Consider the following 15,582-nt stretch of genomic DNA (forward strand, 5'->3'; position numbering starts at 1 on the left):
TTACTACTCTTCAAGTTCTTTACGCGCGAAAGGCAGTACGGATACATTTTCTTTAGTAAGAATATCTTGTTTAACAAATGATTTAAGGTTAATAAATAAAGTTAAGTCTTTCATATCCCCAAATGGAATATCTTTCGGTTCTATTCCTTGTAAGATTTTTTTTGCCATTAAACCTGCTTCTACGCCTATTTGCTTCTCTTGTACTCCTACCGCAATAGTTGCCCCGCTAATTACCGAACCTTCATCGGAAGCAATTATCGGAATACGGCGTTTAAATGCTTCTTGCTTTAAAATATTAATCCCACTGACTATTAAATGATCTTTCAAAATTATAAAACTCTGCGTATTTTCAGGAGCATTTTTTACAGCCACAGGCATATCATTGAAATTTTGTATCATTACCGTGTGCAGAGAAATATTGTTTTTTCCAGCATATAATTTTAACATTTCTACTTCAGGTATAACTTTCTCACTACTGCTATAAATTAAAGTGATATTCTGTAAAAAAGGTAATTTACTAATGGTGTCAGTGATTTTTATCTCATCGTTAACACCAGTAACTAAAGGTAGGTTTTTACTATTAATCATAGCAGCAGCACAAACAATCGGTTTATTTGTTATATGAGAAATAACAGTTTGGCTGGCTGTCGTGCCTATTGGAATTATTACATCAATATCCTGATCTGTTATTTGCTTTATAATGGCAAGTAAAATATTAGAATCAGCATGAGCATTTTTAACTATAATTTCTACATCTATATCTTTTAGCGACTCTTTAATTCCTGATATAATCTCAGTCATTGCGGCATGTTCAAGTGGCACAATGACTGCTACTTTTTTTTGATCCGCATAAACTGCAGCTGTGATGAATAAAACAAAAAGAAAAGAAAAAAATTTTTGAAAAATATTAGAGATAAACATTTTAATATCCTGTTATAAGTTATAATTTAATAATCAAAATTTAAATTTGCATATAGCAAACACATAAACGCAAAAAATTATCTACGCCAACGCCAATTTTGTATTAAACTATTAACCTTTAAAGATATCATAAATATTTTTAACTGTAGAAATATAAAGTAAAGATAAAAAACTTAGCTTTCTTTGACTAGAAGCTAAATAGTCAAGAAAGCTCTACCTTAGAGGCTATCTGTAAATCAGTTTTAATGTCTAGCACTATTTTTAGATTATGTCAATAACCAATAAATAGTACTAAAAGAATTACTTGAGATAGCCTATACTTCGATGTCATGACCGCTTTTACGCAACGTTATTATTGCATAAAGTTGTTGCACGGCTACAAACACAACCTACTCGATGTCATCCCCGCATAACATTGTTGCGTAGATCGAAAAATGTACTTGGTGTCATACCGTGGCTTGACCACGGCATCCATAAAAGTAACTTTAAAATACTAAATTTTTAGTATTTTAAATTGTATCCCGCGATTAAGTCGCGGGGATGACAGGGGGGTGGAATCGATCCACGCAGGAATGACCTAAACAAGCCATTAATCCTCTTAATGACGATTCAGTACCCATGCAGCAAGGCTTACAAAATGAAAAAGGAATGCATTTCTTAAACTATGCATTTTCTGTTTGTTCTAATACCGTTTGCCCTAGTAATTGCGATAGAACATCTTGACCTGCTTCAGTCCAACTTACAGGTGGCTCTTCGTTTGGTAAACCTGTACCATAACGATCATTAAATACTCTCACTGCTTGCTGAGTAAATTGATCAAATGTACTTGTGGATTCCACTCCATAGCCATATTCTTTTAAATTTTCCTGTAAAGTATTAACTTTTTCTCCAGTACTATCAAGACTTAATAATAATTTACTCTTTTGCTCTTGCGTAGTCTCAAAATATCTACCAAAACCAGCTTCAGCTAATTCTTTCCAAGGAAATTTTGATCCAGGAGCTATATGAGCATTGCCTTCTCGGTTTACAGTTACTTCACCAAGACCGACTAAATCATGTTTTAAATCTAAATTTGGATATCTTTCTGTTACATCCTTAAGAAATTCTTTTAATTTCCCTATTTGCTCTGCAGGAAAATCACTTTTTGCATCATTAATAAGCATGACTCCAATACCAAACTTATTAACACCTACTTCTCCTTTCCAACTACTCTTGCCTGCATAAAAAGCTTGATCTGTTAAATCATTATGATATTCTTTTTGAGTCCCATCCTTATCAATTATGTAATGAACACTTGCACCTCGCTCATCCAATACTTCACGAACAGCCTTAATATCCTTGCTTACAGAATAAGTAATTACTACACAGGTAGGTTTTACTCCTTCCGGTCTTGGGGCCATATATTTACCATTTGGACTATTGGTATTACTAATACCGTTATTTTCAATAGCCTTACTTTTACTCATAACCTTCCTCCAATATATTTAATAATTGTTGACGGTTCAGAATTTACTAAACCTTAACGAAAATTAATACTTTGGTAATGCTAAGTCAATGAAAATTTAAATATTATTCACAAGGTATCGATACTGATCTGACACGTTCAATGATTATTTTTCTAATATTTGTAGTAAATGCTCTAGTTAACGATAAAAGTGCTCTTTCCATAGTCCTTGATAATTCTTTATAATCAAAAGAGACGTCATGTTCATATTGCCCTTCTGCTTCAGCAATATTATTTAAGAAATCACTTTCTATTTCTTTGAATAGATATTCAATTTTATTATTAGGAGTATTTTCATTGTCAGCTTTTAACTTTTCTTCTTCAGAACTATTAAAGAAATATTTTAAAGGCGTATTTAAAACTTTTGCAAAAACATATAACCTACTTATAGGTATATTACTTAAACCTTCTTCATATTTTTTAACTTGGAGAGCACTAATATCGAAAAAACTTGCCCTAATTCTTTTTGGATAATACCTACAGCAAGACGTCGTTCTTTTAAACGTTCACTTGCGAGTTTGTCTGGATATTTTATTGAATAATTCATTTTAACAATAAGCTTTAATTAAAAATTAATTATTAATGAAGACTATTCAACTTTAAATGCAGTATATATTACTTTATATTTAATCAAGCAACTTTATTAAAAATTTAATATAATAATGCTAAAACCCTTTGGTGATCAAGAATCAAGGCTAATAAATAATTAATTAAAAGTATAAAAACGATGAGTAATAAAATAGTAAAATTACCGAACTGCGAGAATATAGTGGGAGAGATTAGTTTTTTAGGAATTAAACCTTGAGTACCATTTATTTCATTTAGATTTAGTTTTTTTATTGTTCTGCCAAAAGGATCTACTATAGCTGAAATACCGTTATTCGCTACTCTAATCATAGGTAAACCGTTCTCTACGGCTCTACTTCTACTAATATGAAAATGCTGATATGGACCGCTGGATTTACCATACCATGCATCATTTGTAATATTAATTATTACATCGGCTATTTCATTATTCGTCCGTACAAAATCAGGAAAAATAGATTCATAACAAATTAAAGGTTTAATTTTAAGATTATATTTTTCAAGATAAACAAGCCCTCCGTTTCCTTCTTTATAATCAATTAAACCATGAGTTAATTTTTTAAACGGTAGTATCTTTTTAAGGGGCATATACTCACCGAAAGGTACTAAATGTGATTTATGGTATTCAAATAATTTATGATTATTTTTATCAAGAGCATACATAGCTGAGTAAAGTTCAAACTCATCACCTTGTTTTTTATTATCCGAAATTCCTCCTGTTATCAAAATAGCATTTGTAGAATTTAGCATTTTTAATAATTTTGATTTAACTTGCGGTATATCATCAGGTACTACTAATGCTGCCTCAGACCAAATAATTAAATCGGTAGGTTCCAAATTTTCCGATAAATTAATATGTAGCATTAAATTATGCCAAAATTCTTCTTCATTCCATTTTTCGGTTTGAGGTATTGAAGGTTGCACTAATCGTACTTTTATATCAGTGAAATTTGTATGGTTATTACTTAGCCTTACTGCTCCATAAATGACAATGATTGTTAATACTAGGACTGAACTAGCTAGTAATATTTTTAACTGAGTAAATTGCTTGCTAAATAAAGGATAAGCTGATGTAGAAATATATATAACTATAAAACTAAGCCCATATATCCCTATTATACTTAAAGGCTGTATTAAAATATCTGAAAACGAAAAAGCATAACCAATCAAATTCCAAGGCAAACCAGTAAAAATCCATGAACGTACCCACTCAAATAATACCCAACATAAACAGAATATAAATTGGTAATATTTATTATTTTTAGCAAAAAAACTAAGCGTGCAGCTTGCCGATATAAAGCAAGCTAAAACTATAGGTAGTCCAAATAACGCAAAAGGAATTGCCCACCAAAAATCTGCAATATAAACGCTAACACCGATACTTATCCAATATATTCCACTTAAAAAATGCCCAAAACCGAATAAATAACCAAATTTTGTGGCTTCTTGCCAATTTTCGGATTTTTGAACTATATAACATAAGTAAGATAACGTTAATAATGCCGGTATAAAGAAAGTCGGAGCAAAAACTAAACCGCTTAATATCCCTAGCAGTAAACATATGATTTTAGGTTTATACATTTTTATCGATTACTTGTTTACAAAATAATACATCATGCTATCATTTCAGCAAGTTTTAATATAATGAGTAAATAAATGACTACAGGATTACTACAAGGAAAAAAAGGCTTAATTACAGGTATTGCAAATAATATGTCAATATCGTGGGCGATTGCACAGCTTGCTAAAAAACACGGAGCAGAGCTATGGTTTACTTATCAATCGGGAGTACTAGAAAAACGAGTTAAACCACTCGCTGAGGAAATAGGTTGTAATTTTGTTAGCGAACTTGATGTTACGAAGCCAAAATCAATTAGTAATTTATTTGATGATATAAAAGAGAAATGGGGTAGCTTCGATTTCTTACTTCACGGTATGGCTTTTGCCGATAAAAATGAATTAAAAGGACGTTATGTTGATACTAGCTTAGAAAATTTTCATAATTCTTTACATATATCATGTTACTCTCTTTTAGAACTCTCAAGGTCCGCAGCAGCCTTAATGCATAACGGCGGAAGCATTGTGACATTAACTTACTACGGCGCTGAAAAAGTTATACCTAATTATAACGTTATGGGAGTAGCCAAAGCTGCACTTGAGGCTAGTATAAAATATCTAGCAAACGATATGGGAGAAAATAATATTAGGGTAAATGCTATTTCGGCAGGACCTATCAAAACTTTAGCATCTAGTGCAATAGGTGATTTTAGTACTATGCTTAAATCTCACGCTGCAACCGCACCGTTAAAACGTAATACTACCCAAGAAGATGTAGGAGGAGCAGCAGTATATTTATTTAGTGAATTATCTAAAGGTGTTACCGGTGAAATCCATTATGTAGATTGCGGTTATAATATTATGGGAAGTAATAAATTATAAATTATTGTAGGGATTAATGTCATTCCCGCAAAAGGCTTACTTGTGTAGACCAATAAAATCCACTGTGTCACCCTGTGGCTTGACCACAGGGTCCATAAAAACAATTAAAATACTAATATTATTAGTATTTTAAGCTAGGTCCCGTGAATAAATCATGGGATCACAACTGTATTTTTCAAGTCACACAACAAAATCATCACAATCCATGATTTCTTTTTTTGAGGTGTTCAGGTTTTGGAGGAACAGGCGGTTTTTTAGATTTTGCCTGAACCTTTTTAGCCTCTAACGGCAATGCCAAATTATTGAATCTATTTAACTCTTTTGAGATTTGTTTTAACTGTTCTTGTACTTCTATCTTTAAAGGAGTATGAGAATTTTTCATTTCCCTATTTATTATTGTGCCTATTTTCTCAAGATTTTCTTTAGAAATAGAATATGATTTTATACCTATATAATTAACAATCTTTGACCACCAAGTTTGTCCTTTATCTAATCCTTGATATATTACATCTACTAAATCATTTTTTTTGAATGTTAATATATAATCAGAAGCTCCTTCTAAAGATTTAGATAAATGCCTTTTTATTTCTCCTTGTCTCTTATCTTCAATATTTACTTTTTTGTCTTTCTTGAGTTTTGTTATTGCTTTTTCAATTATTGAAGATATCTTAGTTTCTTTTCCTTCATGTGCTTTATTGTCTAAATTTTCTTTGGTATTAAAATTTATATTAGTTCCTATTTTAGCATCTACTAATTGTTTAGCATACTTACCGTTAGGATCTTGTATTTCTCGCTCTATCTCAGCAGATTTTAAACCTAATTTTGTATATATATCTGATTCTCGGAAAAGTGGAGCATATAATAAAAAATTAATACTTTGAGCTATTCTACTATCTATCAAATCTTTAGAATCTCTTTTGGAATAAAATTTTTCTTGTAAAACACGATAGTGATCTAATATTTCCTGTGTTATATCTTTTACATCAAGAGATTGTAATTCTCCTTTATCATTAAATTTTGCTTTCATACCTGAGCGTTTGGCTTCCAATAATAATATTTCTTGAAAAACTTTATTATTAGGAGTACGACAAACGAAATTAGGATCGTTATCCGGCATTAATTCATTTGCATTTTCCATTATTGCTTGATTGAGTTTATGTAATTGCTCTTTATTAAGTTTTTTATCTAACAAACTTATAAAAGCTTCTCTTTGTTTTTGCTTACTTGCAGTACTAAAAGCCTGCTGCATCTTTTGCAAAACAACAAAATCAAAATTTTTGTTACCTATTTCTTGGATAACTAAATTTGCTAAATTTTTTGTTTCAATATTCACTGTTTCTTTTTTATTTTTTGTAACCATATTGAGTATTAATCTCACTTATTGATAGATTAAATTAATTTCTAGATGTTTTTACTATATTTATAATCAAAACTTTAAAACAGTATCTAGCAAGTCATACTGGTTCTGAGCTATTACCCAAAATTTCTATTGATTCTATTATTTCATTATGCGATTGACTATGCATTACTAAATCTAAAATATTTGAAGATGCTAAATTGCTAATATAAACACCTTGTATATCATTTAATACATAATCAACCACTAATAATTTAGAATCAGCAGAAGTTCCATATAATGACATTTTTGTCTCAAATAATTTTTTAAATGTATCTAATTCAAGTAATTCTTCACATACAGCATGTTCTTTAATATCTCTACTTACAAATAAACTCATTATGCTTCGTGCTAAACTATTTTTAATATACAAGTCTTTTAAGCATGCAATAAAATTTTCAAAAAAATTTAGTTCTTCAAAAGGAATGTTGAAATCAGGTAATAATGCTTGATATAATTTTTTCTGCAATTCCTTTTTTTCAATTAGTTCTTCAAAAGGAATGTTGAAATCAGTGAACAATTCTTGATATAATTTTTTCTGCAATGCCTCATCCTCAAATTTTTTCAAATAGAAATTATCAATTAATAGCTTGTAAAGCTCAAGTATCCCACTAGGAAAGTTAATTTTCAAAGTTCCTTTTTTATCAATTTCTACAGTAAACCTGTTTTCTTTTGCTTCTAAATATATTAGATCTCGAAATATACTATCCTCTTTTGTTCTACGAAGTAAAAAAGCTGCATCTTTAGAATCAACTAAATCTAAAGCATGTTTCATTATTGTTGCATTAAGCTCATGTAACATATTGTTAGATATCACCTCTGCTGCATCTGCTAGAAAAGATTTTTTATCATCTATTTTTAATTTCCTTAAATTTTCTAGAACTTCTAAAGTTATTTCTCCTTGTTGAATTTTTTTAAGTAACTCATAATAGTTGCGAAATTTTACTTCTTGATTTTTGCATCCTAACCCGGCATAAACATTGCATCCTGATTCTTGCTTTTGAGCTAATCCAGGATATTCTTTTTCAATTTCTCTAGGTTTACTAATACAAGAACTCATAATGTCTTTTAGCTTCATATAATTTATTCCTTACATTTAATAATGAGTATTATATTTAGTTAAGAAATATTAACAAGTACTTTATAGAAGATTAAGATAAATTAATTTTTATTGAGAGGATGATGCAACAATGCTTTTTTGAGATGATTAGTTTGAAGATGAGTATATATTTGGGTAGTAGATATATCAGCGTGACCAAGCAGCTCTTGAATTACTCTTAAGTCTGCTCCGCCCTCAAGCAAATGACTTGCAAAACTGTGACGTAATATATGCGGAGAAATATACTCAGGGTTAAGTCCTGCATAAAGGGCAGCAGATTTTAACAGAATAGCAAAATTTTGCCTAGTCATATAACCCGCTAAAGCTGATGAAGGAAATAAATAAATTAGATTTCTTGGTTTAGCTTTATTCACAAAAACACCTCTAATTGCAAGATATTTAGCAATACTGATAACTGCCTGTTCATTTATTACTATGACTCTTTCCTTATTACCTTTACCAAGTACCGAAAATATTTTTCTTACTTCTCCTTTAGACGTTTTATTAGTCAGAATATCAGCAAGCTTAAGACTAACAAGCTCCGAGACTCTAAGACCGCTAGCATAAAGCAAATGAATCATAGCATTAAGCCTGATACCTTCAGGAGAATTATCTTGAGAGCAATGTTCAAGTAACGATTTAATTTGAGCTATAGATAATATTTCGGGAAGTTTATTTTGATATTTGGGCAAATCTACGTTAAGAACCGGATTAAACGCGGTATGGTTTTCGCTAATTAAAAATTCATAATAACTTTTTATAGTTGAGATCTTTCTGTTGATTGAGCGTGCTTGCAAATCATTACTTGCTAGATACTCAATCCAGTCTCTAATATTCTCAGTAGTAATATTTAATTCGGATAATTTGTGTTTAGCAAGATAATTTTGAAAATCGAATAAGTCACGCTTATAGCTAAGTATAGAATTTTTTGACAATGCTCTCTCGGCTAAAAGCATTTCTAGGAATTGCGCAATAAATCCCATAAGATGTTTTAATTTCTATAATGGAGGCCAGGGTCGGAATCGAACCGACGAATAGAGGATTTGCAGTCCACGGCATTACCACTTTGCTACCCAGCCTAATCAGTGTCATACCACAATCCTATGTCATTCCTGGGAAAGCAGGAATCCATAAACGGATAATTGTATTTTTACTGGATTCCCGCTTTCGCGGGAATGACATAAATACTACCAACATCGATACAAAAAAGCAACTATTTTTATATTAAACTCCTAATCCTTGCAGGATATTTAAACGATTTATCCTTCATACAATTCAAGCACTGCTAACTGAATCTACTATATCGTCATTTTTAATATGGGGAACATTCAGTAATTCCTTTAAAATTATGCTTGATTCTTTAGGTATTAGCACACTAGCTGATTGAAATAAAGGAACTACCGAGGCGAATCTTGTAACTTTATTAAAGCTTGGCTTAATTCCTATCACTCTAATATTACCAACTAAAAATCCTATATCTTGAATCAATTGTTGACCACTTGCTTTATCTTCGATTAATATAAATTTTGGCTGATATTCTCTAGCTAATTTTTCCGTCAAATTCTTAAGCTCAGGATAATTAATTTTTTTCCGTACTAATGATACTAGATAATATTTCTGAATCCCCCATATATTACAAACACTATAATCGGAATCTTCGGAACTCTTAATTGCCGTATCGCAGCTTTGCACAAAATAATCAAATCTTGAAGGTAGATTTTCATAAAATCTAATATCTTCCATATTCAGTAACGATGACCTTTGTGCTATCGGTTCTTGTAAATATTGAGCATTATCATTATAGCTACCTATTTCCTGCTCTAATTTCATTAAACAATCAAGAGGTTCTTTAATAGCTGTCTAATAACTTTACCACTAAGATATTGATATTCTTTATTCATTAATTTAAAGGAGTAATCTTGAATGCTAATCGCCGGAATTTTTAAATGATGCCATGAATTGCTATTATTAAGTAGATAACCGGATAAATCATCCGTATGCAGACGCTGCATAACTAAAACTATCGCTCCCTTATTACGATTATTTAGTCTGCTAACAAAAGTTTGCTCAAACCAATCTATAAACTTTCTTACGTATTTTATAAGAATGAATTTGCGTGGGGTTATGAGGATCATCGATAATTAAGATATCACTGCCCTCACCTGTTGCCGATCCTCCAACCGATGTTGCAAATCTAAAGCCATTAGCTGTCGTTAAAAACTTACTTTTTTGATTATGAGGTTTACTAAGGATAGTACTTGGGAAAAGTTCTTTATACCAATCAGAATTTAAAATGAACTGACAATCTAGTGAGTGTTTAATGCTAAGTATTTGAGAATAGCTGGCAACCATAATCCTTTTGGTAGGATTAACCCCCAATAAATAAGCAGGCCAAGCAACGCTAACACAAATAGATTGTAGTAAGCTCCTTGGCGGTATATTAATTATTAAACGATTAATATCACCGCTTTGCACGGCATTTAAATAATCGGTAATTATTCTTATATGCTTACTTGGATAATACTCCGCTCCAGGATTAATAGTATTAAATACCTTAATTATAAAACTATGAAAATCCTGTCGTAAAATAGAATTTAAGAGTTCTTTAGAGTGGAGCATATTGTACCTACATCGTCATTGCGAGGAAAAATTGTAAGTTTTGACTAAGCAATCTCAGGCAAAATTCCTGAGATTGCCACGCTCCTTGAAATCGCTTGCAATGACCTTAAAATCTTATCATAAATTATCATTGCCATTAATCCCCTATAGTATATAATTTTGAAAAATAATATATTTATCTATGAAATTACTAAAAATTATTTTTATCATTACTATATGCATTAATTTTCCCATATTCGCAGAAAATTTAGAGTCGGTTACTACAACCGAAGATATTGAAAATGACGTATTTATCCCTCTTGATGAAAATCATCCTATTTTAAATCCAAACGATAATATTAATGATAGTTCTGAGTTTAAAAATTATACAAATGGCAAAATTATTGCTCTAAATAACATTACTGCTACTTCTGAAGAGATAGATTTTAAAGTCGGGGAAGAAAAATATTTCGGTAATATAAAAATCAAATTGCACAAATGTATAAAAAACCTTGATCCATATAATGAAGATAATTATTTGTTGATGACCATAACGGAATATAAAATAGACGAAGATCCTAATTTACTCTTTCAAGGATGGATGATTTCTTCAAGCATTTCACTTTCAACGTTTGAACACCCAATCTACGAAATTTTTGCTAAAGATTGTTTTTAGATGCAATATTTAATTTCAAGTTTAATATTTTTAATTCCAAGCCTTGGGATGCTGGCGGGCTTATCCGCTGCAGCTACTGTTACAATTTTTTTGCTTATATCATTCCTGCGAGGTATTAATCGTCATTGCGAGCGACTGAAAGGAGTGTGGCAATCCAGTAACAATGTCATACCGTGGCTTGACCACGGTATCCAAAAAATAAAAAAAGACTGGATCACACTACAAGCTCACGGGATAACAATGTTATTCACCGCTTGGTGCTTTATATCTTGTTTATTCGCAATTCATCTTATTAATAGCTTAGCTACTTTTACTCAAGTTTTTATACTCTTATTTCTTGGCTTTGCAGTTAGTAATTCTGCTCCTTTTCAAAATCGCTTACAACTTAAAAAAGCCTTAATATTCGGAATTCTCACAGCAATATTATTATTCTTCATCGAATATTCTTCTAATGGATTTTTAACAAGAATATTCAAAACTAGTTTTGGCTTATATATGCTAGATCGTGGTTGTGCTTTACTTTCAATTACCGCTTGGGTAGCGATTATAATTTTACTTTCTAACGGTAAAAAACGACATACCTTAATGCTATATATATTAGTACTTTATTTACTAAGTATTTCCGATAGTTTAGCAAGTTTTTTAGGCTTCGGTATAGGAGGAGTAATATTTATTTTAACAAGATTTATGAAGCCGATATTTTTCAAATTAATCGCAATAAGTTTAATTACCGGCTCGTTACTATTTCCTGTGATAGCTAAACAAATAGAACCACAAGATTTATCTAAAAAATATTTAGCTACACAACCTTCCGCTGCTCATCGTTTATTTATTTGGCATTTCGTCGCAAACAAAATCATTGAAAAGCCGATTTTAGGCTATGGCTTAGCTTCTTCTAAATATATCAAAGCTGGTGATAGTGAAATGATCGATTACAACGGAGAAAAATGGCATCCTTTGCCGCTTCATCCTCATAATAATATATTACAAATTACTCTTGAACTCGGTATAATAGGTTTAATATTATTTTTATGCTTAGTTTATAAATATCTCAAACAAATTAGTAATCTCGAAAATAAAAATTTCAAGGCAATTTCCTATGCATGTTTTATAAATTACTATATTATCGGCATGATTTCATATAATATTTGGCAAATATGGTGGATATCAAGCGGTATTTGGGTACTAGTTTTAATGAAGCTACTAGTTAAACCTGATATTGTCATTGATAATTGATGCTATTTGAGGTAAATATAAAGTTAAGTGTCATTAAATCTACGTCATTGCAAGCAGCCGTAGGCTGCTTGGCAATCTCATCAAATATCCTGAGATTGCTTCGTCGCATTACTGTGCAATTCTTCTCGCAATGACGGAACAATATAATAAAAAACATATGCTACAAAACTCAGAACTTTTACAAGAATATCTACCGATTGCTATATTTTTCGGTATTGCGGTATTGGTTTCCGGTTTAATAATGATTCTACCTAACCTATTATCGACAAAAAAATATAATAAAGATAAGCTAGAACCTTATGAGTGCGGTTTTGAGCCTTTTAGCGATGCAAGATCAAAATTTGACATATGTTTTTACTTAGTTGCTATTTTATTTATTATCTTTGATCTTGAAATTGCATTTTTAGTGCCTTGGGCTATTAGTCTTAATACGATAGGTAAAATAGGCTTTTTCTCAATGATGTTTTTCTTATTCGTACTTATTATCGGGTTCATATATGAATGGAAGAAAGGAGCTTTAGACTGGTAGTAATATGAAAAATAATTTTTATCAAGAAGACGAATTATTAAGTAATGAGCTTTCTAATAGAGGATTCTTACTCACTAAAGTTGATGACGTTATAGGCTGGGCGAGAGCTAATTCCTTATGGCCTATGACTTTTGGGCTTGCTTGTTGTGCTGTTGAGATGATGCAGGCAGCAGCAAGTAGATATGATATGGATCGCTTCGGTATGTTATTTAGACCAAGTCCAAGACAGTCCGACCTTATGATAGTTGCAGGAACGCTTACTAACAAAATGGCACCAGCTCTACGTAAAGTATATGATCAGATGGCTGAACCTAAATGGGTGCTTTCAATGGGTAGCTGTGCCAATGGCGGCGGCTATTACCACTTTTCCTATTCGGTAGTGCGTGGCTGTGATAGAATCGTACCGGTTGACGTATATGTCCCTGGCTGCCCTCCTACCGCCGAAGCATTAATTTACGGGCTGATGCAGTTACAGAAAAAAATTAAACGCACTACAGGTTTTAAGTATGACGCTAGACAAACTCATTGAAAGACTTGCAGCTAAATCTAGCATTTTAATAACTCCGATCACAGTTAAAGATTACCTAGCTTATAAAATCGAGCCGAATTTTTTATTGCCGCTTTTAAAAGCTTTAAAAGAATCGGAAGAATTACGCTTCACTTTACTTACTGATTTATTTGGGGCTGATTTTCCTCAGAATAACGTAGTCAATTCAGTTGGGCTTGGCCACAAGGAGCAAGGCGCGAAGCCTATAACTAATAGGAGCACGACGAGCGACAATGTAGGCGAGTCCAAATCAATTGACTATAAAAGGTTTGAAGTAGTATATAATTTATTAAGCTTAAAATTAAATAAGCGTCTTATAATAAAAGTATATATATCTGAAAAAGAAACTATACCTTCAGCAATGAATATATTTAGTGCCGCTTGTTGGTATGAGCGTGAAGTTTATGATATGTACGGGGTAAATTTCGAGGGTAATGACGATAAAAGACGCATACTAACCGATTACGAATTTGAGGGGCATCCATTACGTAAAGATTTCCCGTTAACAGGCTATACACAAGTTAAATATGATGAGAAGCTAAAGAAAGTAGCTTATGAACCGGTCGATTTAGACATAGAATATCGTGAGTTTGATTTTAGTTCGCACTGGCATAGCCCGAGTTATGTATTGCCAGGTGATGAGAAGGCAACCGATGTCATTCCTGCGAAAGCAGGAATCCAGAAATAAAATGAATGTCATCCTGTGACTTGATTGCGGGATCCAGAAAAAATACACAAGACTGGACCCCGTGGTCAAGCGAACTAGGTGACAGTAGGAAAAATACTATGACTAACAACACCAAAACTATAACTCTAAACCTTGGTCCACAGCATCCGGCAACTCACGGAGTTTTAAGGTTAATCCTTGAGATGGACGGGGAAGTAGTAAATAATGCCGACCCTCATATTGGGTTACTTCATCGTGGTACGGAAAAGCTTATTGAGCATAAAACATATTTGCAGGCTATACCATATTTTGATCGTCTTGATTATGTTTCACCGATGTGTCAGGAACATGCATTTGCTTTAGCTGTTGAGTCGTTATTAGAATGCGAAGTCCCACGAAGAGCTCAGTTTATCAGGGTACTATTCTCAGAGCTAACAAGAATTTTGAACCATACTTTGAATATTGGCAGCCAAGCTTTAGATATCGGTGCTACTACTCCTTTATTATGGCTCTTTGAAGAGCGAGAAAAGATCATGGAATTTTACGAGCATGTTTCCGGCTCTCGTATGCATTCAAACTACTTTAGACCGGGCGGGGTTGCAGCAGATTTACCCGAAGGTTTACTTGAGGATATAGATAAGTTTATAGAACAGTTTCCTTCTAAACTTCACGATATTGAAAGTCTACTAAATGAAAATAGATTATGGAAACAACGTTTAGTAGATATCGGCGTTGTGTCTCAAAAAGAGGCAATGGACTGGGGGTTTTCAGGACCAATGCTTAGAGGTTCGGGTATAGCTTGGGATTTACGCAAATCAAACCCTTATGACGTTTACGATGAAATGGACTTTAAAGTACCAATCGGCAAAAATGGTGATTGTTACGACAGATATTTCGTTCGTATGCTTGAAATGTACGAATCAATCAAGATAATCAAGCAATGTATAGAAAAAATGCCGAAAGGTGCAATTAAAACCGATGATCCTAAATTAACACCACCGACAAGAGCCAAAATGAAAGAATCTATGGAAGCAATGATTCATCATTTTAAACTCTATACGGAAGGATATGACGTCCCAGCCGGCGAGACCTATAAAGCCGTAGAAGCCCCTAAAGGCGAATTTGGTGTATATTTATACTCGCAAGGAGGTAATAGACCTTATAGATGTCGTATTAAAGCACCCGGCTTTGCTCATTTGCAAGGACTAGATTTTATGTCTAAAGGTCATTTAATGGCAGATGTTATTACTATTATTGCAACGCTTGATATAGTATTTGGTGAGATAGATAGGTAATATATTTGTCATGCCGCGGGCTTGTATTCGCGTTACTCTGTCATTCCTGCGAAAACAGGAATCCATAAAATAAAACAATACATTTAAAAA

Annotated in this window: 16 protein-coding genes and 1 tRNA gene; 7 read left to right on the plus strand and 10 right to left on the minus strand. The window is 32.3% G+C overall.

Annotated features, from left to right (window positions below; translation table 11 throughout):
• Positions 1–3 precede the first annotated feature (3 nt).
• The 3 genes from RSIB_RS04725 to lnt form a co-directional block, all read right to left on the minus strand.
• Positions 4–921, minus strand: coding sequence for an ABC transporter substrate binding protein (locus RSIB_RS04725; RefSeq protein WP_004995962.1), 918 nt, complete (start codon positions 919–921; stop codon positions 4–6).
• Positions 922–1,583: 662 nt separating this feature from the next.
• Positions 1,584–2,387, minus strand: coding sequence for an N-acetylmuramoyl-L-alanine amidase (locus RSIB_RS04720; protein ID WP_004995964.1), 804 nt, complete (start codon positions 2,385–2,387; stop codon positions 1,584–1,586).
• A 689-nt stretch (positions 2,388–3,076) separates the two neighbouring features.
• Complete coding sequence (gene lnt / locus RSIB_RS04715; protein WP_004995965.1) at positions 3,077–4,591, minus strand: apolipoprotein N-acyltransferase; 1,515 nt, start codon at positions 4,589–4,591, stop codon at positions 3,077–3,079.
• Between the two features lie 75 nt (positions 4,592–4,666).
• Here lnt and fabI point away from each other — a divergent pair, with 75 nt between their 5' ends.
• Positions 4,667–5,449, plus strand: coding sequence for an enoyl-ACP reductase FabI (gene fabI, locus RSIB_RS04710; protein ID WP_004995966.1), 783 nt, complete (start codon positions 4,667–4,669; stop codon positions 5,447–5,449).
• 196 nt (positions 5,450–5,645) lie between these two features.
• Here the strand turns inward: fabI and RSIB_RS04705 are convergent, their stop codons facing one another.
• From RSIB_RS04705 to RSIB_RS09595, 7 genes are all read right to left on the minus strand, one after another.
• Positions 5,646–6,809, minus strand: coding sequence for a DUF5410 domain-containing protein (locus RSIB_RS04705; RefSeq protein WP_004995967.1), 1,164 nt, complete (start codon positions 6,807–6,809; stop codon positions 5,646–5,648).
• A gap of 94 nt (positions 6,810–6,903) precedes the next feature.
• Positions 6,904–7,923, minus strand: a complete 1,020-nt coding sequence (locus RSIB_RS04700; RefSeq protein ID WP_004995968.1) for a DUF5410 family protein — start codon at positions 7,921–7,923, stop codon at positions 6,904–6,906.
• A gap of 83 nt (positions 7,924–8,006) precedes the next feature.
• Positions 8,007–8,927 carry a site-specific tyrosine recombinase XerD gene (locus RSIB_RS04695; protein ID WP_004995969.1) on the minus strand — a complete coding sequence of 307 codons (921 nt, stop codon included), beginning with the start codon at positions 8,925–8,927 and terminating at the stop codon, positions 8,007–8,009.
• A 21-nt stretch (positions 8,928–8,948) separates the two neighbouring features.
• Positions 8,949–9,023 (minus strand) — tRNA-Cys (locus tag RSIB_RS05705).
• Positions 9,024–9,219: 196 nt separating this feature from the next.
• Positions 9,220–9,774 carry a phage terminase large subunit gene (gene terL / locus RSIB_RS09585; protein ID WP_004995970.1) on the minus strand — a complete coding sequence of 185 codons (555 nt, stop codon included), beginning with the start codon at positions 9,772–9,774 and terminating at the stop codon, positions 9,220–9,222.
• Positions 9,774–9,956, minus strand: coding sequence for a hypothetical protein (locus RSIB_RS09590; protein ID WP_004995971.1), 183 nt, complete (start codon positions 9,954–9,956; stop codon positions 9,774–9,776). The genes terL and RSIB_RS09590 overlap by 1 nt, the downstream gene beginning before the upstream one ends.
• A 55-nt stretch (positions 9,957–10,011) precedes the next feature.
• On the minus strand, positions 10,012–10,563 hold the full coding sequence (locus tag RSIB_RS09595; protein ID WP_004995973.1) for a hypothetical protein: 552 nt from the start codon (positions 10,561–10,563) through the stop codon (positions 10,012–10,014).
• A 181-nt stretch (positions 10,564–10,744) separates the two neighbouring features.
• Between RSIB_RS09595 and RSIB_RS04680 the strand changes: the two genes are divergently transcribed.
• The 6 genes from RSIB_RS04680 (at position 10,745) to nuoD (ending at position 15,492) form a co-directional block, all read left to right on the plus strand.
• Positions 10,745–11,218, plus strand: coding sequence for a DUF2155 domain-containing protein (locus tag RSIB_RS04680; RefSeq protein WP_004995979.1), 474 nt, complete (start codon positions 10,745–10,747; stop codon positions 11,216–11,218).
• Positions 11,219–12,454, plus strand: a complete 1,236-nt coding sequence (locus RSIB_RS04675; protein WP_004995980.1) for an O-antigen ligase family protein — start codon at positions 11,219–11,221, stop codon at positions 12,452–12,454. It abuts the gene before it with no gap.
• Positions 12,455–12,611: 157 nt separating this feature from the next.
• On the plus strand, positions 12,612–12,983 hold the full coding sequence (locus RSIB_RS04670; RefSeq protein WP_012737002.1) for an NADH-quinone oxidoreductase subunit A: 372 nt from the start codon (positions 12,612–12,614) through the stop codon (positions 12,981–12,983).
• Positions 12,984–12,987: 4 nt separating this feature from the next.
• Positions 12,988–13,512 (plus strand): NuoB/complex I 20 kDa subunit family protein, encoded by a 525-nt coding sequence (locus RSIB_RS04665; protein ID WP_004995988.1) that lies wholly within the window; start codon positions 12,988–12,990, stop codon positions 13,510–13,512.
• Positions 13,490–14,218 carry an NADH-quinone oxidoreductase subunit C gene (locus RSIB_RS04660; protein WP_004995990.1) on the plus strand — a complete coding sequence of 243 codons (729 nt, stop codon included), beginning with the start codon at positions 13,490–13,492 and terminating at the stop codon, positions 14,216–14,218. Before RSIB_RS04665 ends, RSIB_RS04660 begins: the two co-directional genes overlap by 23 nt.
• Positions 14,219–14,316: 98 nt before the next feature.
• Positions 14,317–15,492 carry an NADH dehydrogenase (quinone) subunit D gene (gene nuoD / locus RSIB_RS04655; RefSeq protein WP_004995993.1) on the plus strand — a complete coding sequence of 392 codons (1,176 nt, stop codon included), beginning with the start codon at positions 14,317–14,319 and terminating at the stop codon, positions 15,490–15,492.
• Positions 15,493–15,582 lie beyond the last annotated feature (90 nt).

It is taken from the genome of Rickettsia sibirica 246, assembly GCF_000166935.1.
GTDB lineage: Bacteria > Pseudomonadota > Alphaproteobacteria > Rickettsiales > Rickettsiaceae > Rickettsia > Rickettsia rickettsii.